Genomic DNA, 25,063 nt, shown 5'->3' with positions numbered 1-25,063 from the left:
TGGTGCGGGTTGCACAAAGGGATAAAAAGGATGGGTGGCATGATTAAAACTCATCCTGCGACGATTCTGCTAAGTTGGCGCAATCCCGCCATTGGAGCGTTGTGCATGTCCCGTCGTCTTCCACCCTTGTATGCCCTGCGCGCATTCGAAGCGGCGGCCCGTCACAGTTCGTTCACGCGGGCCGCCGAAGAGTTGTCAATCACGCAAAGTGCGGTGAGCCGGCACATCCGCACACTCGAAGAGCATTTCGCCTGCCGCTTGTTCCATCGCAGCGGTCGCAATCTGCAACTGACCGAGTCGGCGCGCCTGCTGCTGCCGGGCATCCGCGAGGGATTCGCCGCCCTGGAGCGAGCCTGCAATACCTTGCGCGCCGAAGATGACATCCTGCGCATGAAAGCTCCGTCGACCCTGACCATGCGCTGGTTGCTGGCGCGGCTCAGTCGCTTCCGCCATCTGCAGCCGGGCAACGAGGTACAACTGACCAGCGCCTGGATGGACGTGGATTCGGTGGACTTCAACAACGAGCCCTTCGATTGCGCGGTGTTGCTCAGTGACGGGCATTTCCCGCCGGACTGGGAAGCCAGCCTGCTGTTTCCAGAGGAGCTGATTCCGGTCGGCGCGCCGAATCTGCTCAACGACCAGCCCTGGGACGTGGCACGGCTGGCCAGCGCCGAATTGCTGCACCCGACGCCGGATCGCCGGGACTGGCGCAGTTGGCTGGAACACATGGGGTTGTCGGATCAGGTGTCACTCAAGGGCGGGCAGGTGTTCGATACCCTGGAACTCGGGATGATTGCGGCGGCCCGGGGCTACGGTGTGTCCATGGGGGATTTGCTGATGGTGGCCGAGGATGTCGCGCAAGGACGCCTGAGTCTGCCGTGGCCGACGGCGGTCGCCAGCGGACTGAATTATTACCTGGTGTGGCCAAAAACCCGTCCGGGAGGTGAACGTTTGCGCCGCCTGAGCGACTTCCTGCAAGGCGAAGTCCGCGCCATGACGCTGCCGGCGGTCACACGCTTGAGCTGAAACGTTCGAGCCTGCACAATGCCGGCCTTTCGCCATAACCCTGCTATTCGCTCAAGTATTCGGTTTTACCGCCGAATACGTGCATGTGGAACCGTCGTGCCGGTATCCACGATTCACCCCCACTATTAGAAAAATTTCCGAGTCAGGATCAAGGAGGATCCCGTGGCTCGGCCAGGAGCTGTCCATGTCTCAACCTCGCGCTCGGATCGCCTCGCAGCTGGGCCTCGCGCTCGCCGTGATACTGGCGATTGTCATCAGCGGCAGTACGGTGTTCGCCCTGCGTTCGCTTGACACCGCCAACCTCGCCACTCGTGAAGAACACCTGGCCAGCGAGGCACGCCTGCTCGCCGATCAGTTGAGCACTTTCCACGGCACGCTGCGTGAAAGCACCCAGCGCCTGAGCGGATTGTTCGAGAAGCGCTTCAGCGCCGGCCTGAGCATTCATCCGGGCGAGCCGGTCAACGTCGCTGGCACCCAGACCCCAGGCCTGCATCTGGGCAGCGAAGTGCTGAACAACAACTTCAAGGAAGTCGACGAGTTCAAGCAGATGACGGCGGGTGTCGCCACGCTGTTCGTGCGCAGCGGCGAAGACTTCGTGCGGGTCAGCACCTCGCTGACCAAGCAGGATGGCAGTCGCGCCATCGGCACCTTGCTCGATCACGCTCACCCGGCCTACGCGAAGTTGATGGCGGGGCAGGGTTACGTTGGCCGCGCCTTGCTGTTCGATCGCTCCTACATGACTCAATACACCCCGGTGCGTGACAGCAGCGGCAAGGTGATTGCTGTGTTGTTCGTCGGCTTCGATTACACCGACGCGCAGAACGCCCAGTTCGAAAACCTCAAGCGCTTCCGCATCGGCCAGACCGGCTCGCTGGCACTGCTGGACGAAAAGAACCAATGGCTGGTGGCGCCGGCTGGCGTGCAGGCGCTGGATCAAGCGGTTCCTGTGATCAATGATCTGGCGAAAACGCCGGGTAAAGGTCGGTTCTGGAGCGACAAGTCCGAAGACTTCTACAGCATTGCCGTGCCGTTCGAAGGCGGCCCGTGGTCGGTGGTGGCGAGCATGCCGAAGGCCGAGATTCGCGCGGTGACCTGGAGCGTGGGTACCCAACTGGCCATCGGCAGTCTGCTGGCAATGTTGCTGGCGGTCGGCTCCGTGGTCTGGTTGCTGCGCAGCAAACTGGCGCCTTTGGGTGATCTGGTACGTCAGGCGGAAGCCCTGGGTGCCGGTGATCTGAGCGTGCGTCTGAGCGTGTCGAGCAATGACGAAATCGGCCAGTTGGCCCGCGCCTTCAACCAGATGAGCCAGGCGCTGTCGACCATGGTCGAGCACATCCGCCGCGCCTCGGAAGAGGTCAACCGTCGGGCTCAAGCGCTGTCCGGCCTGTCTGGCGGCGCCTATGAAGGCATGGAGCAGCAGTCTGGCGAAATCACCAGCATGGCGGGTGCGGTTGAAGAGTTCTCCGCCACGTCGCTGAACATTGCCGACAACATGGGCAACACCCAGCGTCTGGCCCAGGAAAACGCTCAGCAGACCCAGATCGGTCGCACGTCGATGGAAGAAGCGTCGTCCTCGCTGGAGCAGATTGCCGGCGCACTGAACACCACGGCGACCGTGATCAACACGCTGGGTCAGCGCTCCCAGGAAATCGGCGGCATCGTCAGCGTGATCACCTCGATTGCCGAACAAACCAACCTGCTGGCACTCAACGCCGCCATCGAAGCGGCCCGTGCCGGTGAACAGGGTCGGGGTTTTGCCGTGGTGGCCGACGAAGTGCGCAATCTGGCGTCGCGCACTCGTCAGGCGACCGATGAAATCTCCGGCATGATCCATAGCATCCAGCAGGAAACCGGCAACGCCATCAGCACCATGGAACAAGGCAACGTGCTGATGCAGGAAGGCCTGTCGCGTAACGCCAACGTCGCATCGGCGCTGGCGCGGATCGATGAGCAGAGCCGTTCGGCAGGCCAGCAATTTGCCGCGATCACCACCGCGACCCAGGAACAGAGCAGCACCGCGACGCTGTTGAGCAGCAACCTGCAGAGCATCGCGATGGCCAACAGCGAGCAGCGCGAGGTGGTGTCCAACCTGGCAATCACCGCCAAGGAACTGGAAGGCCTGGCAGCCGACCTGCGCCAGGAGGTCGACCGCTTCCGTTGAGGCCTCTTTGAAGTAGCTATCGCGAGCAGGCTCGCTTCCCCAGGCTTCTTGTAGGACCTGTGAGAGCGAGCCTGCTCGCGTTTTGGCCCACCACCATCGCGGCATTTACTGAGTCGCCGGCCGGTATTGCAACGCTTCGGCCAGATGCTCGCGACTGATATCCGCGCATTTCTCCAGATCCGCCAATGTCCTCGCCACCTTGAGCAACCGGTGCGCCGAGCGCAACGACAAGATCAGTCTTTCGCACGCCGTCTCCAGCCAGGCTTCATCGGCTGTGGATAACTTGCAGTGCTTCTTCAGCCCCGGAAAATCGAGAAACGCATTGGCGCAGCCCTGGCGTTTTTGCTGACGCTCGCGGGCCTCGGCGACCAATGTGGCCGCGCTGGCGCTGTCATCTCCCGGTTTCACCGCAGGGTTCAGCGCTGTCGCCTCTCGTGCCACCGTCAGGTGCAAATCGATCCGATCCAGCAACGGCCCCGACAGTTTGTTGCGATAGCGCTGCACCATGTCCGGCGTGCAGGAGCACTTACCACTTGGTTCGCCCAGATATCCACAGGGACAGGGATTCATCGCCGCCACCAGCTGGAATCTCGCGGGAAAGCGCACCCGTTCCTTGGCCCTTGCGATCACGATGCAGCCGGATTCCAGCGGTTCGCGCAGAACCTCCAGCACCTTGCGATCAAACTCGGGCAGCTCATCGAGAAACAACACGCCGTGATGGGCGAGGGTGATTTCGCCGGGTTGCGGTTTTGAGCTGCCACCGACCAGTGCCGGCCCGGAGGCCGAGTGATGCGGCTGGCGGAACGGGCGCTGTGGCCAATGGGTCAGCGGCGCTCCACTGGCGACGGATTGAATCGCCGCCACCTCCAGCGCTTCACTCTCGGCCAGCGGTGGCAGCAACCCCGGCAATCGACTGGCCAGCAACGTCTTGCCCGTCCCGGGTGGCCCGCTGAACAGCAGGTTGTGTGCGCCAGCGGCGGCAATCAGCAGCGCCCGTTTGGCGGCCAGTTGGCCCTGTACTTCATTCAGGTCGGGATAGGGTTTGGCGGCATGGATCAGCCCGTCCGAGACATAAGGCTCGACCGGTGTATGTCCATTGAAATGCGCCACGGCCTCCAGCAGATGATCCACCGCAATCACCCTTAGTCCCGAAGCCAGACAAGCCTCCTCGGCATTCGCCCGTGGCACCACCAGCGTCCGCCCGGCCTTGCGCGCTGCCAGCGCCGCAGGCAACACCCCGCGCACCGCCCGCACAGCGCCGGATAACGCCAGCTCACCCAGACATTCCACGTCATCGAGCGTCAACGTCGGCACCTGCACACTCGCCGACAGAATCCCCAGCGCAATCGCCAGATCGAACCGCCCGCCATCCTTGGGCAGATCCGCCGGCGCCAGATTCAGCGTGATCCGCCGCGCCGGAAACTGCAGCCCGGAATTGATGATCGCACTGCGCACCCGGTCCTTGCTCTCTTTCACCGCCGCTTCGGGCAGGCCGACCATGGTCAGCGAGGGCAAGCCGTTGGCCAGGTGGACTTCGACGGTGACAGCGGGAGCATCCACGCCAATCTGGGCGCGACTGTGGACGATGGCGAGGGACATGGTCGTTCCTTGTGTTGAATCGGGGGCCGCTTCCTGCGGGTTTTTGAAGGGTAGTTGAGCGGGGTTCTAGCGTTTGAGTAGAGGTTTACAAGACGTATCAGAAAGCGGTTGTGCGGGCCTATGCATTCATCTTCTGCCTGCTAACAGACCACTTGGCTCAAGCTCAGGTCCGCACGTAACGGCAACTTCAATAAACCTCCGTTGATTGGCTGACAAATTTCCAGCCAGTCGAAGTGCTTCGAGGTGTAGTTCAACAACCTGAAGTAGCTTTGTCTTTCTCTTTTTATCCTTCACAGAGACCTCCATCCTGATGGGTGTCGCTAATGTAATGACAGGCGTAAGGACAACTTAAATAGGCGCAGACGCTGATTTTTGTAGGGGCATGCCCTAATAGTTGTAGGACGCTAGTGAAAGCGACTCGACGGTCTTGTATTGCAAAGTCGGGTGCTCCAGTTTGGCCGCTCAATGCAGCCTCTGGAGGCGAAAAATGAACCGCAATGGTATGCGCTCGATTCATCCCGGCGAGGTTCTGAATAAGGAGTTCATGGAGCCGTTGGGCATGCCTGTCATGGACTTGGCCATGCCCACGAACTGGCCTGAAACCGAGATCGAGAAGCTTGTGAAATGCCAGCTCAGGATCTGCGCCGATCTGGCAATCAGACTGGCAATTCACCTCAACACCCCGCCTGAGTTCTGGATGAGTCTTCAGTCGACTTACGATTTACGCAGGGCCCAGCTCCGGCATGCGGGCCTATAGCGATTGCAGCATCCGCGAAGCCCTCTTCCACCAAGTGCCCGGTTCTGGGCGCTTTAGCATTTCCCGTTCTACCACCATCAACGGCACATCCTGCAACCGAATCCACGGCTGGTTATTCCAGTGCAGCAAACTCAACGACATCTCGGGCCAATTCAGCAGGCTTAGCTGTGGGCGTTCGCTTGTGGTGGGGTGCTGGGCGTCGCGCAGGGTGGGGATGACTTGATGGGTGAGCCATTCGCGTAGCGCTCGGTATTCGGGGCAGTAGTGATAGACGAGGAGGGCGTAGATGCCGGACTCGCTGATCAGGAGGGTGTTTTCGATCTGGTTGTGGATCAGGGTTTTGCGGGTTTGGTATTGGTCGGGGTCGAGTTTTCGCAGCATGCGTTCGTTGAGGTAAATGTGCAGCAGGCGGCCCAGGTCGCGGGCGGAGAACCAGGGTTGGTTCTGGATGAGCAGGGCGTGGAGGGGGAGTTTGTAGCGGGTGAAAACCTGAGGAGTGAGATACGTCTCTTCGTTATTCATTGAACAGCTCCTTTTGCTTTAGGGCTGCCCTCAATTGTCGCCAAACAATTGGGTGGCAGTCGTACGCGGGTTGGCGAACCGGAGCAAAAGGAACCCGGCAGACCCGAAGGTCTCCCACGCACAACCGCCATGACTCGATGTGGCGGTAAACACAGCCGCCATCATGGTTGTCGTGCGCCTTAAGCTTTCCGGGTCGCCAAACCCAGTGCTGAACATTCAGCATTGGGTGAGCTTAGGAATCAGGGCTTCACGACGCAATCGGACGGCGGGGTTGCAAGCTGTAGGATTCTGCCGAGAGTCAATAGCGAATCCTGAATGGCGGGAAGGTCGTTCCGACCTTCATTCGCGGGCAAGCCCGCTCCCACAAGGGGCCGCTTTCACAAAGACACGAGGTGTTACTCAGCCGGCGGCGTCAGCTTCGCTTCCAATTCAGCCACCTTCGCCTCAAGGCTTTCGAGCCGGGCGCGAGTGCGCGCCAGTACCACCATCTGACTGTCAAACTCTTCGCGGCTCACCAGGTCCAGTTTGCTGAAGGCACTTTGCAGCAGCATCTTGAACTGGCTTTCGATTTCGGCTTTTGGCAAGGGCGTATCGCCGCTGAACAGGCGGGAGGCGGTGCCGCTCAGGGCGTCGAGGAAGTCTTTGGGCGCGAGCATGGGATATGTCCTGGAAACAATGGCCGGCAGTGTATCACGCAGTGTCTATAGTCATTGACGCAGGCACGGATGCACGCTTTTCGCGCAACTGGATGCACGGCCGCGCACCGTTGTTGTGCGTATCCCGAGTGCCATTTGGGTGATGGCATCTGCGACAGCGGCCAAGGGATTGAAATCAGGGGTTTTTGGCGAGATGGCAAGCTTTCTGCTTAGTCACCTTCGACCCATGCACTGATGCAGTCGCTGTGACGAATGCAGTGCGGCAGACGGAGCGGGGAGTTTCGTCTGGAGCGGTTAGCTGGCGTCGACAACGAAGCGTTACAAAGCCAGGCACTGCGCTTAGACTTGAGTCGGGTTTGTTTTCCTGGGGCAAGTCCACCAATTCGGGAGAGAGTTTCATGAAGCTAGTCACTGCCATCATCAAGCCGTTCAAGTTGGACGACGTGCGCGAGTCGCTGTCCGAAATCGGCGTGCAGGGCATTACCGTTACTGAAGTCAAAGGCTTCGGTCGGCAGAAGGGTCACACCGAGCTGTATCGCGGCGCGGAGTATGTGGTCGATTTTCTGCCCAAGGTGAAAATCGACGTTGCCATCGACGACAAGGATCTGGATCGGGTTATCGAGGCGATAACCAAGGCTGCCAACACCGGCAAGATCGGTGACGGCAAGATCTTCGTGGTCAATCTGGAACAGGCGATCCGCATCCGTACCGGCGAAACCGATACCGACGCGATCTAAACGCCGCCACAAACCCAACGCCCCAGGAGAAAACAATATGACTCTGCGTAAATTCGCAGGGCTAGGAGCCCTGTTGTCTATCGTAATGCCCGGCCTGGCCATGGCGGCAGACGAAGTGGCAGCTCCAGTCCTGAACTCCGGCGACACCGCCTGGATGCTCACCTCCACAGCCCTCGTACTGTTCATGACCATTCCCGGCCTCGCGCTGTTCTACGGCGGTATGGTCCGGTCGAAAAACATTCTTTCCGTGATGATGCAGTGCTTCGCCATTACCGGCCTGATCAGCGTCCTGTGGGTCATTTATGGCTACAGCATCGCGTTCGACACCACCGGCATGGAGCAAGGCGTCGTCAACTTCAACTCGTTCGTGGGTGGATTCGGCAAGGCGTTCCTGGCCGGTGTCACGCCAGCGAGCCTGACCGGCCCGGCGGCGCTGTTCCCCGAGGCGGTCTTCATCACCTTCCAGATGACCTTCGCGATCATCACCCCGGCGCTGATCGTCGGTGCGTTCGCCGAGCGGATGAAGTTCTCCGCGATGCTGATCTTCATGGGCATCTGGTTCACCCTGGTCTATGCACCGATCGCGCACATGGTCTGGTCCGGCAATGGCGGCCTGATGTGGGACTGGGGCGTGCTCGACTTCGCCGGTGGCACCGTGGTGCACATCAACGCCGGTGTGGCCGGTCTGATTGCCTGCCTGGTACTGGGTAAACGCAAAGGCTTCCCGACCACCCCGATGGCGCCACACAATCTGGGTTACACCCTGATGGGCGCGGCGATGCTGTGGGTTGGCTGGTTCGGCTTCAACGCCGGTTCCGCCGCAGCCGCCAACGGCACCGCCGGCATGGCGATGCTGGTGACTCAGATCGCGACCGCCGCTGCCGCACTGGGCTGGATGTTCGCCGAGTGGATCACCCACGGCAAACCAAGCGCACTGGGTATCGCATCCGGTGTGGTTGCAGGCCTGGTTGCGATCACTCCGGCCGCTGGCACCGTGGGCCCGATGGGCGCACTGGTGATCGGTCTGGCAGCGGGCGTGGTGTGCTTCTTCTGCGCCACCACCCTGAAACGCAAACTCGGTTATGACGACTCCCTGGATGCCTTCGGCGTGCACGGTATCGGCGGTATCCTCGGCGCGATCCTCACCGGTGTGTTCGCCGCACCGTCGCTGGGTGGCTTCGGCACCGTCACCGACATCGCCGCACAAGTCTGGATTCAGTGCAAAGGCGTCGGCTTCACCGTGATCTACACCGCGATCGTGACCTTCATCATCCTCAAGGTGCTGGATGCCGTGATGGGTCTGCGCGTGACCGAGGAAGAAGAATCGGTTGGCCTGGATCTGGCACAACACAACGAGCGCGGCTACAACCTGTAAGCACGCGCCGCAAAAACTTGCCCGGCTTGCCGGGCATTTTTTTGTCTGGAATTTGTCTTCCCTGATATAGCTGAAAGGATTTTTCGTACGGCTTTGGTCGTGTTTACGACGTGTGTTTTTCTGCGGCCAAAGGCTTACATCATTGAAGGAACATCAGGGCCTTTGTTTTTTTCCAGAGCGCGCTAGAATGCGCCCCGAACGTGCGGAGAACTGTATGTGGCAACAGACTCTGATAACCCTGCGGGCGCGGCCCCGGGGCTTTCATCTGGTGACGGACGAGTTGCTCGCCGGCCTGCCCGAACTCAAGGCATGCCGGGTCGGTCTGTTGCATTTGTGGCTGCAGCATACCTCGGCGTCGTTGACCATCAACGAGAACGCCGATCCGGCGGTACGTCGCGACTTCGAACGATTTTTCAATCGTCTGATCCCACAAGGAGCAGACGGCTATGAGCATAACGACGAAGGCCTGGACGACCTCCCGGCGCACTTCAAGGCCAGCGTGCTGGGCTGTCAGATCAGTTTGCCGATAACGGCGGGCCGACTGGCACTGGGCACCTGGCAAGGCGTTTACCTGGGCGAGCACCGTGATCATGGCGGTGCCCGTAAAGTCCTCGCCACCTTGCACGGTGAAGAGGCATAAACCGTTGGTCACCAATGGTTACCGATTTTTTTCCGGCGACTTTCGACAGTCGCTAAAGCTGGTCTATAACTAATCTGCTTTTCGCAAGTCATGAGGTAGAACATGAGCGACGATGATCTGGAAAACGACGACCTCGAAGTAGGCGACGAAGACGAGGCCGAAGACGGTCTGGAAGCAGCAGCGGAAGACGTTGCTGAAGACGATGGCGGTGACGATACGCCGGCCCCGGCTGCCAAAGGCAAGGCCAAGGCTGCGGTATCGGTCGACGAGTTGCCGAGCATCGAAGCCAAGAACAAGGAGCGCGATGCCCTGGCCAAGGCCATGGAAGAGTTCCTTGCGCGCGGTGGCAAGGTTCAGGAAGTGGAGGCCAACGTGGTCGCCGATCCGCCCAAGAAGCCGGACAACAAGTACGGCAGCCGCCCTATCTGAGGCGTGCCGCTTGCTTGCTGAAAAAGCCCGCCGTCGCTGCGGGCTTTTTCATGGGCGAAAGAAATCTAGCGGCGGCTGTTCCAGCGGGCGAGCACCGCGGGCAGATCGGTCAGGCTGCGAATCTCGGCATCCGGCAGGCGTTCCGCTTCCCAGACCTTGCCGGCCGGGTTGAACCAGATCGCTCGCAGACCGGCCTGCTGCGCCCCGGCGATGTCATCCCCCGGATGATCGCCGATATGCACGGCGGCTTCGGCGCTCACGCCACCGCGTTGCAACGCTTCGTGGAAGAGTCGCGCATCCGGCTTGGCGATGCCGATGTCTTCGGCGCACAACGCGAACTTGAAGTAGTCCGCCAGCCCGAGACGACGCACATCGGCGTTGCCGTTGGTGACCACGCCGAGGGCGTAGTGCCTGGCGAGGGTTTCCAGGATCGGCTCGACCTCCGGGAACACCTCGATCTGATGCCGCGCATGCAGAAACACTTCAAAACTCTTGTCTGCCAGTTCCGACGCTTCGTCGTGGGCGTAGCCGGCTTCCTCCAGCGCATGGAACAGCACTCGCCGGCGCAGCGCGCTGATGCGGTGCTTGAGTCCCGGTTCGTTGGCCAGCACCCGCTCGCGGATCGACCAAAGATGCTCCACCGGCACCGCGCCCAGATTCGGCGCATGTTCGCTCAGCCATTCGCGCAAAACCGCTTCGGCGCTGACGATCACCGGGGCGGTATCCCACAGGGTGTCGTCGAGGTCGAAGGTGATCAACTGGATACTCATGAATCGTCGCCTTTCATGCGTTTGGCCCGTGGATGGGCGCTGTCGTAGACCGCCGCCAGATGCTGGAAGTCCAGGTGGGTATAGATCTGGGTGGTCTTGATGTCCGAGTGGCCGAGCAGTTCCTGCACCGCGCGCAGGTCCTGGGAGGATTCGAGCAGGTGGCTGGCGAAGGAGTGCCGCAGCATGTGCGGGTGCAGGTTCTGCCCCAGTTCGCGCTCGCCCGCCAGTTTGACCCGCACCTGAATCGCGCGCGGGCCGAGACGTCGGCCTTGCTGGCTGACAAACACGGCATCGTCCGCCGGATTGGTCAGCGCCCGCAAAGGCAGCCATTGTTCCAGCGCTTCCCGGGCCTTTTTGCCGACCGGCAACAGGCGCGTCTTGCTGCCCTTGCCCAGCACCTGAACCATGCCGTCGGCCAGATCGAGCTGATCGAGATTGAGCCCGGTCAGCTCCGACAGGCGCAGGCCGGAGGAATAGAACAACTCCAGAATCGCCTGATCGCGCCGCGCGAGAAAATCGTCCTCCACAGCACCTTCAAGCAGTTGCAGGGCGCGGTCAGTGTCGAGGGTTTTCGGCAGGCGGCGCTCGCCTTTGGGCGGTGCCAGGCCGGTGGCCGGATCGTGATCGCAGAGGCCTTCGCGGTTCAGATAGTGATAGAGCCCGCGCACCGCCGAGAGCAGGCGCGCCAGGCTGCGCGAGGACTGGCCCTGGGCATGCAGGCGGGCGATCAGACTGCGCAGACGCTGGATATCCAGTGCCTGCCAGCTGCCGATGTTCTGTTTGTTGCACCAGCCGAGGACTTTATCGAGATCGCGGCGGTAGGCCGACAGGGTGTGCGGCGACACCTGCCGCTCACTGCGCAGGTGTTCGCAGTAAGCGTCCAGTTGTCGTTCCATGCTCAGCGTACCGAGCGCAGGGAGCTGTTGACCCGTGGCAGCACGCGACCCATGACTTCGGCGATGTAGCTGAGGAACAGCGTGCCGACCGAGCTCTTGTAGTGCTGCGGATCACGGCTGGCGATAGCCAGAATCCCGTGGATGCCTTGATGGCTGACGGCGACTACGGCGGTGGAGCCGATCTGCTTGCGTTGCTCTTCGCCGAACAGGAAGTCCAGCTCGTGTTCACGCAGGCTGCCGCTGACGCTCTTGCCTTCGGTGAGCAGGCCGCCGATGGCGGTTTGCGCATCGGCGTGGGTCACCCAGCGACCGACCGGGGCCGGGTTGTCGCCGAGCAGGATCAGGCTGACAAAGGGCACCTGGAAATCCTGGCGCAGGCTGTCTTCGACGCTGATCACCACGTCTTCCAGAGTGGCAGCGTCCATCAGGGCGAGAATCAGGCGACGGGTCTTGTCGAACAGGCGATCGTTGTCCCGGGCGACGTCCATCAGGTGCGAGAGGCGATGACGCATCTCGATGTTGCGGTCGCGCAGAATGGCCATCTGACGCTCCACCAGCGAGACGGTATCGCCGCGTTGATGGGGGATGCGAAGGGACGGCAGCAGTTCTTCATGCTCGACGAAGAAGTCCGGATGAGCCTCCAGGTACGCGGCAACCGCTGCCGCCTCCAGGCTCTCGGACGCTGATTCACCGGACTGTCGGGCGGGTACCTGAGGCTTATCGGTCATGGCTTCTGCTCACTCAAAGACGCACTTGTCCTTCGTATACGCGCACTGCCGGGCCGGTCATCAACACCGGTTGGCCGGGGCCTGCCCATTCAATGGACAGACGCCCGCCCGGCAGGTCGATCAGCAGTGGCGAATCCATCCACCCCTGACTGATCGCCGCTACAGCAGCAGCGCAGGCACCGGTGCCGCAGGCCTGGGTTTCCCCGGCGCCGCGTTCCCACACGCGCAGTTGCGCGCGATGGCGATCGATGACCTGGAGAAAACCGACGTTGACCCGTGCCGGGAAGCGCGGATGGTGTTCGATTTTCGGCCCCAGTTCATGCACCGGTGCAGTGTTGATATCGCTGACCCGCAGCACCGCATGGGGGTTGCCCATGGACACCGCCGCCAGATCGACTGGCGTACCGTCGACATCGACCTGATAGCTCAGGGCCTGCTCCGGCGCCTGGAACGGAATGTCCGCCGGCACCAGACGCGGGGCGCCCATGTTCACGCCGATCTGGCCGTCGTTACGCACGTCCAGTTCAATGATGCCGCCCTTGGTCTCGACGCGGATCTTCCGTTTGGCGGTCAGGCGCTTGTCGAGCACGAAGCGGGCGAAGCAGCGCGCACCGTTGCCGCACTGCTCCACTTCGGAGCCGTCGGAATTGAAGATCCGGTAGCGGAAATCCACGTCCGGATTGCTCGGTGCCTCGACGATCAGCAACTGGTCGAAACCGATGCCGGTGTGCCGGTCGCCCCACATTTTTGCGTGCTTGGGCTGAATGTGCGCGTGCTGGCTGACCAGGTCGAGGACCATGAAGTCGTTGCCCAGGCCGTGCATCTTGGTAAAACGCAGCAGCATGGGGTTACTCCGGCAGCAGGCTTTCGCCGGCAAACAGCTCGGCCACGGTCTCGCGGCGACGCACTTCAAAAGCCTGATCGCCATCCACCAGCACTTCGGCGGCACGGCCGCGAGTGTTGTAGTTGGAGCTCATCACGAAACCGTAGGCACCGGCCGAATGCACGGCCAGCAGATCGCCTTCTTCCAGCGCCAGTTCACGTTCCTTGGCGAGGAAATCGCCGGTTTCACAGATCGGGCCGACGACGTCGTAGGTACGCGCAGCGGTCTCGCGTGGCTTGACCGGGGTCACGTCCATCCAGGCCTGGTACAGCGCCGGGCGGATCAGGTCGTTCATGGCCGCGTCAACGATGGCGAAGTCTTTGTGCTCGGTGTGCTTGAGGTACTCGACCTGGGTCAGCAGCACGCCGGCGTTGGCGACGATGAAGCGGCCCGGTTCGAACACCAGTGCCAGGTCGCGACCGACCAGGCGCTCGCGCACGGCCTTGATGTAATCGGCGGCCAATGGCGGCTCTTCATCGCGATAACGCACACCCAGGCCGCCACCGAGATCGATGTGGCGCAGGTGGATGCCGCAATCGCCGAGGCGATCGACCAGATCCAGCAGGCGGTCGAGGGCATCGAGGAACGGTGGCAGGGAGGTCAGTTGTGAACCGATGTGGCAGTCAACGCCGACCACTTCCAGGTTCGGCAGGTGCGCGGCACGCACGTACACGTCTTCGGCGTCAGCGATGGCGATGCCGAACTTGTTCTCTTTGAGACCGGTGGAAATGTACGGGTGGGTGCCGGCATCGACGTCCGGGTTGACGCGCAGCGAGATCGGCGCGCGAACGCCCAGCTCGGCGGCGACCAGCTGCAGGCGCTCGAGCTCGTCGGTGGATTCGACGTTGAAGCAATGCACGCCGACTTCCAGCGCGCGGCGCATGTCGTCACGGGTCTTGCCGACGCCGGAGAACACGATCTTGTCCGGGCTGCCGCCGGCGGCCAGTACGCGTTCCAGTTCGCCACGGGAGACGATGTCGAAGCCGGCGCCAATGCGGGCCAGGACATTCAGGACACCGAGGTTGGAGTTGGCCTTGACCGCGAAGCAGACCAGGTGCGGCATGCCGGCCAGCGCATCGGCGTAGGCCAGGTACTGGGCCTCGATATGGGCGCGGGAGTAGACGTAGGTCGGTGTGCCGAAGCGATCGGCGATGGCGGACAGCGCCACACCTTCCGCGAACAGTTCCCCGCCACGGTAGTTAAAAGCGTCCATGGCGATCCCTTAGTAAACGTCGTGCTTGTGTGCCTTGGAGACAGGCTGCTTTTGCGAAGACTGGGCTTGCTCGGCCGGGTCCTGATCTTCATCGGGCAGGTACAGCGGGCCTTTCTGACCGCAAGCCGAAACGAGGCAGGCAACCGCGACGATCGCAGCGATGGAAGAGATCAGGCGCTTCATGGCGAAATCCTTGAATATGCGTTAATTGCGCCGGAGTATACCGGCCACCCGGCAGCTTGCCTATGCGACGGAACTCCCGTCCGGCGGGGCTCGGGCTGCGGCGCGGAAACTTTTCCCGCGTGGCGGGTGGATATTTCGTCGCCGGGCAGGGCGCTTGGTCGTTATCCTTTGCAATCGGCCGGCAGCGTCCGTATCTTGCGGCGCTTGAGCCTGATCAGACATTTTTTGAGGTTGCCGCAATGAGTTTGTCCGAAGCCCGTTTCCACGATCTGGTCGATGAAACCCAGGAAAAACTGGAAGACATCTTCGACGACAGCGACATGGACATCGACATGGAGAACTCGGCCGGTGTGCTGACCGTCAAGTTCGAGAACGGCACCCAGCTGATCTTCAGTCGTCAGGAACCGCTGCGTCAGCTGTGGCTGGCCGCAGTGTCCGGTGGTTTCCACTTCGACTACGACGAAGAAAGCGAACGCTGGATGTGCGACAAGAGCGAAGAGCAGCTGGGCGAAATGCTGGAGCGCATCGTCAAGCAGCAGGCCGGCACCGAATTCGATTTCGAAGGCCTGTGATTTCGTGACTGATACCGCGCCCGTCCGTCCGCCGAAGCCGCTCTACAGCAACGTCAGCCCGGCCGTGCCTTCGCCGTGCACCGGCGTCTGTCGGCTGGATGAGCAGAAGGTCTGCCGCGGCTGCATGCGCCATGTCGAAGACATCCGCGAGTGGCGTTCGGCCGATGACGAGCGCCGTCGCGTGATTTGTGCGCAGGCGGCTCAGCGCCGGCAGCTCGCCGGAGCGTAGCTTGTATATTTTTTGAGCTGTGATAGTGTCCGGAAACGCCTCAACCCATCGAGGCCTGGTGAGAACCCCGTCTTTTTTGGCGGGGTTTTGCTTTTTTTGTGTGCAGAAGAAAGGAGTCTGCCCGGATCATGACCGCACCTTCCATCACCCTTACCCGTCTGGACGTGCAACGTCTGGAGCGCCTGATCGACAGCCTGGATGACTCGCTGCCGGGCGTGATCGCGCTGCAAACCGAACTGGACCGCGCCGATACCCTGGTCGGTCACGATGAAGTGCCTGCCGATGTCGTGACGATGAATTCCCGTGTGCACTGCCGTGAAGAGAGCAGTGGCAAGGACTACCACCTGACCCTGGTCTACCCGAAGCACGCCAACGCCGACGAAGGCAAAGTCTCGATCCTGGCCCCGGTCGGCAGTGCGCTGCTGGGCCTCAAAGTCGGTCAGCACATCGACTGGCCGGCACCGGGTGGCAAGACCTTGAAACTGACCTTGCTGGACGTCGAGTCGCAGCCGGCCAACGGCGGCGATTTCCCGGAATAACCCGCCTCAGACCTGCTCGAGCGCCTCGTTCAGAGAGCGTTCCAGGTCGGCCTTGTAACGCAGATACAGATTGCTTGAGCTCTGCCCGTCACCGATCACACCCGACAGGTCGAGGTCGGTGATGTAGCAGCGGTAGCGCTCGGTTTCCCGGCGCTGCCCGACGATCTCCCGGGCGACCACGCTGAACAGCTGGTCGCCATGTTCCAGCTCGCTGAATTCCCGTTGATTGCAATACAGCGTGACCTGCACTTCGCCGGGTGCGGCTTTACCGACGATCGCCTGCACGTCGTAGAACGGTTTGTTGACCGGCGTCTGCGGCGCCGGGCGCATTTCGACTCGTCGCGCGCGTCCCGTCCCTGATGGCAATAACTGGTAATACAAGATTTCAAGGCTGACGGCGTGGCCCGAGTCCATCGGCAGCAGCGCTTCGCGGCGGAACTGGATCGATTGCAGGAATCGCTGCAACGGCACCAACAGGCTTTGCTCGTCGTGATAGGGCAAGTGCTGCTGCCACAGCGCGTTGAACTCGTCGAGTACGTACAGTTCGGCGGTTTGTTCGGTGAGCCGGTAGAACACCTGAATGCATTCGGGCTGGCCCATCGGCAGGATCAGCGCCAGGTCGTGGTCTTCCAGCGCCATCGGATCCAGGTGCAGCGGGCTGTAGCGCGGCTGTTCCTCACCAAGGTAATCAAGCAGCGCCGGCAGGGTGGCGAGGGCCACATGGCTGACCTGGCCCGGCACCAGTTCCAGCACGTGATAGTGCTGCTGCACCTGGATCAGGTAGCGGTGATTCAAATCGCTTAACAGCAGTGTCTGCGCGGTGTCGACGATTTCTTCCACCCGGCGGGCGATGAATTGCGCGCGGTTGTGACAGAAGCAACGCACTCGCAGCGATGGTTGTTGCGGTCCGCGCGGCAGGTTGTTGAGGTAATCGCGCAGGCAGTCCATCAAGGCATGCGGACCGTCAAAGCGGTTGACCAGTACCTCGTTCCAGCTGTTGAGCGTGACCTGATCCAGGGTCAGCACCAGGTTCTCGCGCACACCGGCGTAGCTCAGCGAATCGGTACGCTCGGTGGTCATCAGGATGTTCAGGTCGCGGTGATGCTTGAGCGGGTCGACCCCGACATTCACCAGCATCAGCACTTCGCTCGGCACGGCGGCGCGCAGCAGCGGTTCTTCGGCAACGGTCGACAAGGGCAGGGCGATGCATTGCTGCAGGCTGCCGAGCAGGTTGAACAGCTCGAACTCGCTCAGGTCGCTGGTGCCGGGGTGCAGGGCCAGTCGGGTGCTGCTGTCGATCACGCCGTTGCGGTGGCACCAGGTCAGCAGTTCCAGCAACTCGCGGCTGCGCTTGATCGGCGCGAAATGTTCCCACTCCAGCGCCGTCAGGCTGCCGTTGTACAGGCCCCACTGGGTTTGGCCCGGTTCCTTTTTGTTCGGCGATTGCACCAGGGTCAGGGTGTCTTCGGCCAGATCCGGGGCGATGCCGGGATTGATGAACTCGACCTTGTCCGCCTTGCGCTCGAACGCGGCGTACAGGCGCCGGCCGAGAACGTTGAGGTCGCGCTTGTTGATCAGGCTGACGGTCTGTTCGGTGCGGGCGAACTGGGTCAGAAAGCGGTAGCTGTAATTCAGCTCGTTGACCAGGGCCCGGCGCTCGGCGCTGACCTGGCGGACTTTCCACTGGCTGCGGCTGTCGAGCAGTGCCAGTTGCCGCTGGTCCCAATGCCATTCGCTGGCCAGTCGTTCCAGCAGTGAACGCTGCCAGCTCTGGGTGCGGGTGTTGCCGGTGAGCTTGCGGTTGACCTTGAGGTACAGCGCCCGGCGCACCAGTTCCAGACGCTCCGGTTCGTTGCGCGCCGTGAGGTATTCCTCGATCCGCCGGTAAACCACCATGTACGGGTCCAGCTCGTCGAGGTCCAGCCGGTTGGCGAATACGGCCTGCTTGAAGCGCAGGCTCAGGCATTGCACCTGTGGATGCTCGCTGGCGTAAACCTCGGTCAGCAGCAGCTTGAGCACCGACTTGTAAGGCGACTCGATGCCCTTGAACAGTTGCCACAGCCCGGCGCCGACAAACTCGCCCGGCGGAATGTGCGCCATCGGCCCCAGGTCGAGGGTTTCATCGTTGCGGATAAACCGCTTGGAAATCAGGGTGTGGGTGTACGCGTCATAGGCGCGTTCTTCGTAGACCGGCACCAGCCACCAGATCGGCGTGCGCCCGGCGAGCCAGATCGCGGTGCGATAGAACTCGTCCAGCAGCAGATAGTGCTGGGTGGTGCCGCAATCTTCAGAGCTGAGCTGGGTGTCGCGGTCGCCTTTGACGAAGCGCACCGGGTCGATCAGGAAGAAATGCGCTTCTGCCCCTTGGCTGGCAGCCCAGGTTTCGAGCAACTGGCATTTCTTGCGCAGCTCGGCCAGTTCACTGTCGCTCAGGTCGGGGGCATGGCAGACCCAAACGTCCATGTCGCTCTGATCGGCCTGGGCCAGCGTGCCGAGGCTGCCCATCAGGAACAGCCCATGAATCGGTCGAGGCGGGTTGCTGCCGTGTCGCGGTTTGTAGGAGAACGAGCGGGTCAGGCGCTGGGCTTCGGCCAGCGCGTCGGCGTCCGGTTCGTAATTCGACAGCCCGGCCGGCGTACCGCCCGAGACATAACCGGGCAACAGCGGATGATTGACGTGAAAAAACAGCGGCAGCAGCGTCAGCACACTTTGCTGGCGCGTCGACAGGCCTTCCAGTGCCCGGTTCAGGCGACCTTCGTTGAGTTTCAGAAAACGTGCACGTAGCTGGCTGAGTACCTTGCGGTCGATGCCTTCGTCCAGGTCGGGGCGGATTTCATGGGTGCGGGTCATGTCGGCTCAAACCGGCGCGCAGGGCTCGGAGGCAAGGGGTCTCGGGTGTCCGGGAGTTTAGCGCCTGAGCAGCAGGAGTTTTAAGCTGAATTTGTTTTTTTGACGTCAGATTTCCAACGTTGGGCGATGGGCAACGTTCATGGCTGGCCCGCGGAAATCCCGTGGCAGGGGTTTCCGTGGGCAAAGTCGGGAGGATCAGGCGTTTTGCTGCTCTTTGAGAATCGTCAGTACGGTTTGCACGTTTTGTGCGGCATCGCGACCGAGGCTGGTCAGGTAACCGCCATCAGGCTGGTCTGTCAGTTCTTTTTCAAACAGGCGTTGTGCGGCGGCAATGTGCTTCGGGGCAGCGGTCTGATGAATTTTCAGACCTTCCTGGGAACTGTCCAGGTTGAAGAGTGCGAGGACTTCCAGTTCGGCAACCAACTCAGGGGTAAGCGACATAAGGACTCCAGACTTTCTAGGAATTGGACGACAGCGCCCCTAAGGTGAACCTGCCGGCGCGGCCTGTCCAGTGCGCGTGTCAGGGTTTTTGTCCCAGGGTGGATTCCAGTGTAGTCAGGGGTCGGCAGAAGGCCGTGGAGATGGATGACAAATTGTGTGGGAGCAGGCCTGCTCCCACAGGGCGAGACCGGTTACTGCTTTTCCGGTGGCAGTTCCGGCAATGCGCGCAGCGCTGTTTCGTACCATTCGGTATCGAACGCGCGGTCATCGTCGAGCATCGAATCGATTTCGTAGGCCAGCACATGGGCCATCAGGTTCAGGATGTCTTCGCGCTCGTAGCCGACCAGCGTCAGCTTGTTGAAGGTTGCCTTGGCCGCTGGCGGGTTGTCGCTTTCGATCTGGTTCTCGATCGCTTCGATCAGCGTCGATTCGGTGAACTCTTCTTCATCATTGTCGATGTCAGTCGGCTCGCTCATGGCAGGCTCCTCAAGGAAAGGCGCCAGTTTACCCGCATTCAGCGGCGTGATGCTGCTGGCGAGAATCCCCCGGGCGATCTATAAACAGGCACTGCCCACCCCGCACGGCCTGGAGGCTATGTGATGTTCAAGCTCTATGGATTCTCCGTCAGCAACTACTACAACATGGTCAAACTGGCGCTGCTGGAAAAAGGCCTGCCGTTCGAAGAGGTCACGTTCTACCCGACGCCGACGCCTGAATCTCTGGCCATCAGCCCGCGCGGCAAGGTGCCGGTGCTGGGGGCCGAAGGCGGTTACATCAACGAAACGATGGTGATGCTCGAATACCTCGAAAGCAGTCAGCAGGGTGTCCCGTTGTTACCGACCGAGCCGTTCGCCCGTGCCCAGGTGCTGGCAGTGGCCAAGGAAATCGAGCTGTATATCGAGCTGCCGGCCCGTGCCTGTTATGGCGAAGCGTTTTTCGGTACGGCGCTGCCGGAGGCGATCAAAGAGAAAACCAAGGCTGAATTGCTGCTGGGTTTTGCGGCGCTGGGACGTTACGGCAAGTTCGACCCGTATGTGGCGGGCGACAGCCTGAGCATTGCGGATTTGTACTTCCTCTACAGCGTGCCGCTGGCGGCTGCGGTGGGGCACAAGCTGTTCGGTCTGGATTTGCTGGCGGAAATGCCGAAGGCCAGGGCGCTGCTGGAGCGGCTTGAGCAGAATCCGCACGTGCAGAAGATCGAGGCGGACAAGGATGCGGAGATGCCGGCGTTTTTGGCGATGATCGCGGCCAAAAAGTAGAAATTGTAGCGTTCTGAAATCAGTCATCGCGGGCAAGCCCGCTCCCACAGGGTTTTCAGTTGAAACACAATTGCATGTTCGACACTGAACCTGTGGGAGCTGGCTTGCCAGCGATGCTTTTGGCTTTTAGCGGCTGGCGATCAGCGCCTGGCCGCGAATCACGGCAGTCTTGACCTGCGCCGGCGCTGTGCCGCCGATGTGGTCACGGGCATTCACCGAGCCTTCCAGGGTCAGCACGGCGAACACGTCCTGTTCGATCTGATCGCTGAACTGACGCAGTTCTTCCAGGCTCATCTCGGCCAGATCCTTGCCGTTGTCGACGCCGTACTTCACCGCGTGACCGACGATCTCGTGGCAATCACGGAACGGCAGGCCACGGCGCACCAGGTAGTCGGCCAGGTCAGTGGCAGTGGAGAAACCGCGCAGCGCCGCTTCACGCATGATGGCGTGTTTCGGTTTGATCGCCGGGATCATGTCGGCGAAGGCACGCAGCGAGTCGCGCAGGGTGTCGGCGGCGTCGAACAGCGGTTCCTTGTCTTCCTGGTTGTCCTTGTTGTAGGCCAGTGGCTGGCCTTTCATCAGGGTCAGCAGGCCCATCAGGGCGCCGAACACACGGCCGGTCTTGCCGCGTACCAGTTCCGGCACGTCGGGGTTTTTCTTTTGCGGCATGATCGAGCTGCCGGTGCAGAAGCGGTCCGGCAGATCGATGAACTGGAACTGCGCGCTGGTCCACAGCACCAGCTCTTCGGAGAAGCGCGACAGGTGCATCATCGCGATGCTTGCGGCGGAGCAGAATTCAATGGCGAAGTCCCGGTCGGACACGTTGTCCAGCGAGTTGCCGCCGACGGCGTCGAAGCCCAACAGTTGCGCGGTGTATTCGCGGTCGATCGGGTAGGTGGTACCGGCCAGCGCGGCGCTGCCCAGCGGCATGCGGTTGGTGCGCTTGCGGCAGTCGACCAGACGCTCGTAGTCGCGGCTGAGCATTTCGAACCAGGCCAGCATGTGGTGCCCGAAGGTCACAGGCTGAGCGGTCTGCAGGTGGGTGAAACCCGGCATGATGCTCGCGGCTTCGCGCTCGGCCTGCTCCAGCAGGCCTTTTTGCAGGCGGGTGATTTCGCTCAGGATCAGGTCGATCTCGTCACGCAGCCACAGGCGGATGTCGGTGGCGACCTGGTCATTGCGGCTGCGGCCGGTGTGCAGCTTCTTGCCGGTGATGCCGATGCGGTCGGTCAGGCGTGCTTCGATGTTCATGTGCACGTCTTCGAGGTCGACGCGCCAGTCGAACTGGCCTTCCTCGATTTCGCCCTGGATGGTCTTCAGGCCATCGATGATGCTGTCGCGCTCGGCATCCGTCAGCACGCCGACCTTGGCCAGCATGGTGGCATGGGCGATCGAGCCCATGATGTCGTGGCGATACAGGCGCTGGTCGAAAGTGACGGAGGCGGTGAAGCGGGCGACGAAGGCGTCGACGGGTTCACTGAAGCGGCCGCCCCAGGACTGATTGGTCTTGTCAGTGCTCATGAATTCGCTCGTATCGGCTTGAAGAAAGAAGGCGTGAAACGCTGGCGCGGATAATAACAGGGTTGCCAATCCTGTCGCTGACACTGGTCGATACGTTTTTTTCTCATGTCCTCCTCCATAGTCGCCGGTGTCTGCGGGGGATTTGCGCAAGGATATTTTTCGATTGAGCAATATCGGCCTGACGAGCGTCTACAGTAGGACATAGGGGTCGACGTGGCGGCGGATCGCGCAAAGGTCCGGCCACCGACTATAAGAAGAGAGAGGGGTGGGTGTATTGGCCATTGGCATACCCTGCGTAAAACGCAGTCGGCGACGGGCGTCAGTCGGTACGTTGCTCGTGTCGGCAAATATTGCCGGCCGACGTACGGCACTTTTTGACGCTCGCGCTAGTCTTAGCGTGGATCGCGGTGACGGACGTCACTCCACTTGTCTACGCTATCCTTGTGCGAGACTCACGCAGGAATCCAGCGCAATATGAATGTCCTGATCGTTGATGACGAACCACTGGCCCGCGAGCGCCTCGCCCGAATGGTGAGCGAGCTCGAGGGCTACACAGTCCTGGAGCCTAGCGCCACCAATGGCGAAGAGGCGTTGGCGCTGATCGACAGCCACAAGCCGGATATCGTGCTGCTCGATATTCGCATGCCGGGCCTCGATGGCCTGCAGGTGGCTGCCCGTCTGTGCGAACGCGAGACCCCGCCAGCCGTGGTGTTTTGCGCAGGTCCCGATGAATTTGCCGTGGAAGCCCTTCAGGCCAGCGCCGTGGGCTATGTGGTGAAACCCGTGCGAACCGAACATCTGCATGACGCCCTGAAACGGGCTGAACGTCCCAACCGGGCCCAGCTCTCGGCCCTGACCCGTCCTGCCGCCGAAAGCGGTAACGGCCCGCGCAGCCACATCAGCGCCCGCACCCGTAAAGGCATCGAACTGATCCCGCTGGATCAGGTGGTGTATTTCATTGCCGACCACAAATACGTGACCTTGCGCCACGAAGCCGGCGAAGTTCTTCTGGATGAGCCGCTCAAGGCACTGGAAGACGAATTCGGCGAGCGCTTCGTGCGGATCCACCGCAACGCGCTGGTCGCCCGCGACCGCATCGAGCGACTGCAACGCACACCGCTGGGCCACTTCCAGTTGTTCCTCAAGGGTCTGAACGGTGACGCGCTGATCGTCAGCCGCCGGCATGTGGCGGGCGTGCGCAAAATGATGCAGGGGCTTTAGGCCGCAGGCTCCGGGCGGTTCTTCGTTCTTTTCACCAGGCATTGCAGGCCAGGGAGGCCACGCCGTTTCTGATTCAGGTCAAAGTGGATTTGGCTGAGCTGTTATTATCCGCCGTATCTATTCAGTACGGATTGATCCATGTCCTCTCGCGAAATCCGCATCGCCACCCGCAAAAGTGCTCTGGCCCTCTGGCAGGCCGAATACGTCAAAGCTCGTCTGGAAGCAGCCCACCCGGGCCTGCTGGTGACGCTGGTGCCCATGGTCAGTCGTGGCGACAAGCTGCTTGATTCGCCCCTGTCGAAAATCGGCGGCAAGGGCCTTTTCGTTAAAGAACTGGAAACCGCGCTGCTGGAAAACGAAGCCGACATCGCCGTGCACTCGATGAAAGACGTGCCGATGGATTTCCCCGAAGGCCTCGGTCTGTTCTGCATCTGCGAGCGCGAAGATCCGCGTGACGCGTTTGTCTCCAATGCATATTCCAGCCTCGATGTATTGCCTGCCGGCAGCATCGTCGGTACCTCCAGCCTGCGTCGTCAGGCGCAGTTGCTGACCCGTCGTCCGGATCTGGAAATCCGTTTCCTGCGCGGCAACGTCAACACCCGTCTGGCCAAGCTTGACGCCGGCGAGTACGACGCGATCATCCTCGCGGCAGCTGGTCTGATCCGTCTTGGTTTCGAAGACCGCATCACCTCGGCCATCAGCGTCGACGACAGCCTGCCGGCCGGTGGCCAGGGCGCCGTCGGTATCGAGTGCCGCAGTGCCGACACGGAAATCCATGCCCTGCTCGCACCCCTGCATCACGCCGACACCGCTGACCGTGTCACGGCCGAGCGTGCCCTCAACAAACATCTGAATGGCGGCTGCCAGGTGCCGATCGCCTGCTACGCCGTGCTCGAAGGCGATCAATTGTGGCTGCGCGGTCTGGTGGGCGAACCGAGCGGTGGCAAGCTGCTCAGCGCACAGGCCCGTGCGCCGCGTGCCGCAGCCCAGACGCTGGGCGTGCAGGTGGCCGAAGACCTGCTCAGCCAGGGCGCCGACGATATTCTCAAGGCAGTCTACGGCGAGGCAGGTCACGAGTGACCGCTTGGCGCCTGCTGCTGACGCGCCCGGCGGAGGACTGTTCGGCGCTCGCCGCCGTGCTGGCCGAACAAGGGTTTTTCAGCAGCTGTCTGCCGCTTTTGGAAATTGCGCCACTGCCGGTCTCTGACACAATGCGCCACACGATCACGCAACTGCCGCGTTATAGCGCCGTGATCGTGGTCAGTAAGCCGGCGGCGCGGATCGCGGTGGATCTGCTCGATTCTCTGGGTCTGTCGACTCCGACGATGCCATGGTTCAGCGTGGGTGCAGCGACCGCCGCGATCCTTCGGGATCGGGGGCTGGATGTGAGCTTCCCGGACGCGGGCGACGACAGCGAAGCCTTGCTGCAATTGCCGCGTCTTCTGGCGGCGGTGGCCGTCCCCGGTTCGCAGGTGTTGATCCTGCGCGGAGAGGGCGGACGCGAATTGCTGGCCGAGCGCCTGCGCGCGCTTGGTGCTAGTGTCGAATATCTGGAGTTGTACCGTCGCGACCTGCCGGACTATGCGCCGCAGGAGCTGCCTCGCAGGATTGCAGCGGAACGCCTGAACGGGCTGGTGGTCAGCAGTGGACAGGGTTTCGAGCACCTGCGCCAACTGGCCGGCGATACCTGGCCTGTGCTTGCGCAGTTGCCGTTGTTTGTTCCAAGCCCAAGGGTTGCCGAGCAGGCCAGTGCCGCCGGGGCCCGAACAGTTGTGGATTGTCGCGGCGCGAGTGCCGCGGCTTTGCTGACGGCGTTACGGGAGCATCCCGTGCCCGTTCTCTAATGCAAAGGATGG

General features: G+C 61.6%; 27 protein-coding genes. 14 read left to right on the top strand and 13 right to left on the bottom strand.

What is annotated here, in order from left to right; translation table 11 throughout:
- Nucleotides 1–105 precede the first annotated feature (105 nt).
- Both AC1MDC_RS15505 and AC1MDC_RS15500 read left to right on the top strand, forming a co-directional pair.
- Nucleotides 106–1,026 (top strand): LysR substrate-binding domain-containing protein, encoded by a 921-nt coding sequence (locus tag AC1MDC_RS15505; RefSeq protein ID WP_085685856.1) that lies wholly within the window; start codon nt 106–108, stop codon nt 1,024–1,026.
- A 184-nt stretch (nt 1,027–1,210) separates the two neighbouring features.
- Nucleotides 1,211–3,187, top strand: coding sequence for a methyl-accepting chemotaxis protein (locus tag AC1MDC_RS15500; RefSeq protein ID WP_085696849.1), 1,977 nt, complete (start codon nt 1,211–1,213; stop codon nt 3,185–3,187).
- 105 nt (nt 3,188–3,292) lie between these two features.
- Here AC1MDC_RS15500 and AC1MDC_RS15495 read toward each other — a convergent pair whose 3' ends face one another.
- Complete coding sequence (locus AC1MDC_RS15495) at nt 3,293–4,786, bottom strand: YifB family Mg chelatase-like AAA ATPase (protein WP_480393291.1); 1,494 nt, start codon at nt 4,784–4,786, stop codon at nt 3,293–3,295.
- A gap of 487 nt (nt 4,787–5,273) precedes the next feature.
- Here AC1MDC_RS15495 and AC1MDC_RS15490 point away from each other — a divergent pair, with 487 nt between their 5' ends.
- Nucleotides 5,274–5,543, top strand: coding sequence for a HigA family addiction module antitoxin (locus tag AC1MDC_RS15490; protein ID WP_085696851.1), 270 nt, complete (start codon nt 5,274–5,276; stop codon nt 5,541–5,543).
- Here the strand turns inward: AC1MDC_RS15490 and AC1MDC_RS15485 are convergent.
- Nucleotides 5,538–6,065, bottom strand: coding sequence for a BRO-N domain-containing protein (locus AC1MDC_RS15485; protein ID WP_480393290.1), 528 nt, complete (start codon nt 6,063–6,065; stop codon nt 5,538–5,540). The two genes, AC1MDC_RS15490 and AC1MDC_RS15485, sit on opposite strands and share 6 nt — an antisense overlap.
- Nucleotides 6,066–6,460: 395 nt before the next feature.
- Complete coding sequence (locus tag AC1MDC_RS15480) at nt 6,461–6,721, bottom strand: accessory factor UbiK family protein (protein WP_011336527.1); 261 nt, start codon at nt 6,719–6,721, stop codon at nt 6,461–6,463.
- A 398-nt stretch (nt 6,722–7,119) separates the two neighbouring features.
- Between AC1MDC_RS15480 and glnK the strand changes: the two genes are divergently transcribed.
- The 4 genes from glnK to sutA all read left to right on the top strand — a co-directional run bounded on the left by glnK (nt 7,120) and on the right by sutA (nt 9,902).
- Nucleotides 7,120–7,458 (top strand): P-II family nitrogen regulator, encoded by a 339-nt coding sequence (gene glnK, locus AC1MDC_RS15475; protein ID WP_002555808.1) that lies wholly within the window; start codon nt 7,120–7,122, stop codon nt 7,456–7,458.
- A 37-nt stretch (nt 7,459–7,495) separates the two neighbouring features.
- Nucleotides 7,496–8,833: an ammonium transporter gene (locus AC1MDC_RS15470; protein ID WP_007951904.1), complete on the top strand. Its 1,338-nt coding sequence runs from the start codon at nt 7,496–7,498 to the stop codon at nt 8,831–8,833.
- A gap of 214 nt (nt 8,834–9,047) precedes the next feature.
- Nucleotides 9,048–9,473, top strand: a complete 426-nt coding sequence (locus tag AC1MDC_RS15465) for a secondary thiamine-phosphate synthase enzyme YjbQ (RefSeq protein WP_085696853.1) — start codon at nt 9,048–9,050, stop codon at nt 9,471–9,473.
- Nucleotides 9,474–9,575: 102 nt separating this feature from the next.
- On the top strand, nt 9,576–9,902 hold the full coding sequence (gene sutA, locus AC1MDC_RS15460; protein WP_007951900.1) for a transcriptional regulator SutA: 327 nt from the start codon (nt 9,576–9,578) through the stop codon (nt 9,900–9,902).
- Nucleotides 9,903–9,967: 65 nt separating this feature from the next.
- On the opposite strand, the gene AC1MDC_RS15455 is transcribed toward sutA, so the two are convergent.
- The 6 genes from AC1MDC_RS15455 to lptM are packed head-to-tail and all read right to left on the bottom strand — an operon-like array spanning nt 9,968 to nt 14,575.
- A complete protein-coding gene (locus AC1MDC_RS15455; protein WP_480393289.1) occupies nt 9,968–10,672 on the bottom strand; it encodes an HAD family hydrolase in 705 nt (234 codons plus the stop codon).
- Nucleotides 10,669–11,568 carry a tyrosine recombinase XerC gene (gene xerC / locus AC1MDC_RS15450; RefSeq protein WP_007951897.1) on the bottom strand — a complete coding sequence of 300 codons (900 nt, stop codon included), beginning with the start codon at nt 11,566–11,568 and terminating at the stop codon, nt 10,669–10,671. The genes AC1MDC_RS15455 and xerC overlap by 4 nt, the downstream gene beginning before the upstream one ends.
- Before the next feature lie 2 nt (nt 11,569–11,570).
- Nucleotides 11,571–12,296, bottom strand: coding sequence for a DUF484 family protein (locus AC1MDC_RS15445; protein ID WP_007951894.1), 726 nt, complete (start codon nt 12,294–12,296; stop codon nt 11,571–11,573).
- Nucleotides 12,297–12,309: 13 nt separating this feature from the next.
- Nucleotides 12,310–13,140: a diaminopimelate epimerase gene (gene dapF, locus AC1MDC_RS15440; protein WP_085696856.1), complete on the bottom strand. Its 831-nt coding sequence runs from the start codon at nt 13,138–13,140 to the stop codon at nt 12,310–12,312.
- A gap of 4 nt (nt 13,141–13,144) precedes the next feature.
- The gene (lysA, locus tag AC1MDC_RS15435; protein ID WP_085702335.1) at nt 13,145–14,392 is read right to left on the bottom strand and encodes a diaminopimelate decarboxylase; all 1,248 of its coding nucleotides are present in this window, start codon (nt 14,390–14,392) and stop codon (nt 13,145–13,147) included.
- A gap of 9 nt (nt 14,393–14,401) precedes the next feature.
- A complete protein-coding gene (lptM, locus tag AC1MDC_RS15430; RefSeq protein ID WP_085696945.1) occupies nt 14,402–14,575 on the bottom strand; it encodes an LPS translocon maturation chaperone LptM in 174 nt (57 codons plus the stop codon).
- A 239-nt stretch (nt 14,576–14,814) separates the two neighbouring features.
- Between lptM and cyaY the strand changes: the two genes are divergently transcribed.
- The 3 genes from cyaY to rnk all read left to right on the top strand — a co-directional run bounded on the left by cyaY (nt 14,815) and on the right by rnk (nt 15,915).
- Nucleotides 14,815–15,147, top strand: a complete 333-nt coding sequence (cyaY, locus tag AC1MDC_RS15425; protein ID WP_085696944.1) for an iron donor protein CyaY — start codon at nt 14,815–14,817, stop codon at nt 15,145–15,147.
- Between the two features lie 4 nt (nt 15,148–15,151).
- Nucleotides 15,152–15,376: a DUF1289 domain-containing protein gene (locus AC1MDC_RS15420; protein ID WP_085696858.1), complete on the top strand. Its 225-nt coding sequence runs from the start codon at nt 15,152–15,154 to the stop codon at nt 15,374–15,376.
- Nucleotides 15,377–15,504: 128 nt separating this feature from the next.
- Nucleotides 15,505–15,915, top strand: a complete 411-nt coding sequence (gene rnk / locus AC1MDC_RS15415) for a nucleoside diphosphate kinase regulator (RefSeq protein ID WP_480393288.1) — start codon at nt 15,505–15,507, stop codon at nt 15,913–15,915.
- A gap of 6 nt (nt 15,916–15,921) precedes the next feature.
- Here the strand turns inward: rnk and AC1MDC_RS15410 are convergent, their stop codons facing one another.
- From AC1MDC_RS15410 to AC1MDC_RS15400, 3 genes are all read right to left on the bottom strand, one after another.
- On the bottom strand, nt 15,922–18,765 hold the full coding sequence (locus AC1MDC_RS15410) for a class I adenylate cyclase (RefSeq protein ID WP_480393287.1): 2,844 nt from the start codon (nt 18,763–18,765) through the stop codon (nt 15,922–15,924).
- A 195-nt stretch (nt 18,766–18,960) separates the two neighbouring features.
- Nucleotides 18,961–19,206, bottom strand: a complete 246-nt coding sequence (locus tag AC1MDC_RS15405; RefSeq protein ID WP_085696861.1) for a TIGR02647 family protein — start codon at nt 19,204–19,206, stop codon at nt 18,961–18,963.
- Between the two features lie 191 nt (nt 19,207–19,397).
- A complete protein-coding gene (locus tag AC1MDC_RS15400; RefSeq protein ID WP_085702337.1) occupies nt 19,398–19,682 on the bottom strand; it encodes a hypothetical protein in 285 nt (94 codons plus the stop codon).
- 123 nt (nt 19,683–19,805) lie between these two features.
- On the opposite strand from AC1MDC_RS15400, the gene AC1MDC_RS15395 reads away from it, so the two are divergent.
- Nucleotides 19,806–20,465 (top strand): glutathione S-transferase family protein, encoded by a 660-nt coding sequence (locus tag AC1MDC_RS15395; protein ID WP_480393286.1) that lies wholly within the window; start codon nt 19,806–19,808, stop codon nt 20,463–20,465.
- 126 nt (nt 20,466–20,591) lie between these two features.
- On the opposite strand, the gene argH is transcribed toward AC1MDC_RS15395, so the two are convergent.
- Nucleotides 20,592–21,986: an argininosuccinate lyase gene (argH, locus tag AC1MDC_RS15390; RefSeq protein ID WP_480393285.1), complete on the bottom strand. Its 1,395-nt coding sequence runs from the start codon at nt 21,984–21,986 to the stop codon at nt 20,592–20,594.
- Between the two features lie 474 nt (nt 21,987–22,460).
- Between argH and AC1MDC_RS15385 the strand changes: the two genes are divergently transcribed.
- From AC1MDC_RS15385 to AC1MDC_RS15375, 3 genes are all read left to right on the top strand, one after another.
- The gene (locus AC1MDC_RS15385) at nt 22,461–23,207 is read left to right on the top strand and encodes a LytR/AlgR family response regulator transcription factor (RefSeq protein ID WP_085696865.1); all 747 of its coding nucleotides are present in this window, start codon (nt 22,461–22,463) and stop codon (nt 23,205–23,207) included.
- Nucleotides 23,208–23,345: 138 nt separating this feature from the next.
- The gene (gene hemC, locus AC1MDC_RS15380; protein ID WP_227233879.1) at nt 23,346–24,287 is read left to right on the top strand and encodes a hydroxymethylbilane synthase; all 942 of its coding nucleotides are present in this window, start codon (nt 23,346–23,348) and stop codon (nt 24,285–24,287) included.
- Nucleotides 24,284–25,051 (top strand): uroporphyrinogen-III synthase, encoded by a 768-nt coding sequence (locus AC1MDC_RS15375; protein ID WP_085696867.1) that lies wholly within the window; start codon nt 24,284–24,286, stop codon nt 25,049–25,051. The genes hemC and AC1MDC_RS15375 overlap by 4 nt, the downstream gene beginning before the upstream one ends.
- Nucleotides 25,052–25,063: the final 12 nt, after the last annotated feature.

The sequence above is a fragment of the Pseudomonas sp. 1 genome (genome assembly GCF_056626735.1).
The sequence above is the reverse complement of the archived record's forward strand: the minus strand, read 5'-3'. Positions and strand labels throughout refer to the sequence as shown.

Coding starts and splice junctions, on each gene's coding strand:
- AC1MDC_RS15505 (WP_085685856.1), top strand. CDS start 106: ATGTCCCGTCGTCTTCCACCCTTGTATGCCCTGCGCGCATTCGAAGCG.
- AC1MDC_RS15500 (WP_085696849.1), top strand. CDS start 1,211: ATGTCTCAACCTCGCGCTCGGATCGCCTCGCAGCTGGGCCTCGCGCTC.
- AC1MDC_RS15495 (WP_480393291.1), bottom strand. CDS start 4,786: ATGTCCCTCGCCATCGTCCACAGTCGCGCCCAGATTGGCGTGGATGCT.
- AC1MDC_RS15490 (WP_085696851.1), top strand. CDS start 5,274: ATGAACCGCAATGGTATGCGCTCGATTCATCCCGGCGAGGTTCTGAAT.
- AC1MDC_RS15485 (WP_480393290.1), bottom strand. CDS start 6,065: ATGAATAACGAAGAGACGTATCTCACTCCTCAGGTTTTCACCCGCTAC.
- AC1MDC_RS15480 (WP_011336527.1), bottom strand. CDS start 6,721: ATGCTCGCGCCCAAAGACTTCCTCGACGCCCTGAGCGGCACCGCCTCC.
- glnK (WP_002555808.1), top strand. CDS start 7,120: ATGAAGCTAGTCACTGCCATCATCAAGCCGTTCAAGTTGGACGACGTG.
- AC1MDC_RS15470 (WP_007951904.1), top strand. CDS start 7,496: ATGACTCTGCGTAAATTCGCAGGGCTAGGAGCCCTGTTGTCTATCGTA.
- AC1MDC_RS15465 (WP_085696853.1), top strand. CDS start 9,048: ATGTGGCAACAGACTCTGATAACCCTGCGGGCGCGGCCCCGGGGCTTT.
- sutA (WP_007951900.1), top strand. CDS start 9,576: ATGAGCGACGATGATCTGGAAAACGACGACCTCGAAGTAGGCGACGAA.
- AC1MDC_RS15455 (WP_480393289.1), bottom strand. CDS start 10,672: ATGAGTATCCAGTTGATCACCTTCGACCTCGACGACACCCTGTGGGAT.
- xerC (WP_007951897.1), bottom strand. CDS start 11,568: ATGGAACGACAACTGGACGCTTACTGCGAACACCTGCGCAGTGAGCGG.
- AC1MDC_RS15445 (WP_007951894.1), bottom strand. CDS start 12,296: ATGACCGATAAGCCTCAGGTACCCGCCCGACAGTCCGGTGAATCAGCG.
- dapF (WP_085696856.1), bottom strand. CDS start 13,140: ATGCTGCTGCGTTTTACCAAGATGCACGGCCTGGGCAACGACTTCATG.
- lysA (WP_085702335.1), bottom strand. CDS start 14,392: ATGGACGCTTTTAACTACCGTGGCGGGGAACTGTTCGCGGAAGGTGTG.
- lptM (WP_085696945.1), bottom strand. CDS start 14,575: ATGAAGCGCCTGATCTCTTCCATCGCTGCGATCGTCGCGGTTGCCTGC.
- cyaY (WP_085696944.1), top strand. CDS start 14,815: ATGAGTTTGTCCGAAGCCCGTTTCCACGATCTGGTCGATGAAACCCAG.
- rnk (WP_480393288.1), top strand. CDS start 15,505: ATGACCGCACCTTCCATCACCCTTACCCGTCTGGACGTGCAACGTCTG.
- AC1MDC_RS15410 (WP_480393287.1), bottom strand. CDS start 18,765: ATGACCCGCACCCATGAAATCCGCCCCGACCTGGACGAAGGCATCGAC.
- AC1MDC_RS15405 (WP_085696861.1), bottom strand. CDS start 19,206: ATGTCGCTTACCCCTGAGTTGGTTGCCGAACTGGAAGTCCTCGCACTC.
- AC1MDC_RS15400 (WP_085702337.1), bottom strand. CDS start 19,682: ATGAGCGAGCCGACTGACATCGACAATGATGAAGAAGAGTTCACCGAA.
- AC1MDC_RS15395 (WP_480393286.1), top strand. CDS start 19,806: ATGTTCAAGCTCTATGGATTCTCCGTCAGCAACTACTACAACATGGTC.
- argH (WP_480393285.1), bottom strand. CDS start 21,986: ATGAGCACTGACAAGACCAATCAGTCCTGGGGCGGCCGCTTCAGTGAA.
- AC1MDC_RS15385 (WP_085696865.1), top strand. CDS start 22,461: ATGAATGTCCTGATCGTTGATGACGAACCACTGGCCCGCGAGCGCCTC.
- hemC (WP_227233879.1), top strand. CDS start 23,346: ATGTCCTCTCGCGAAATCCGCATCGCCACCCGCAAAAGTGCTCTGGCC.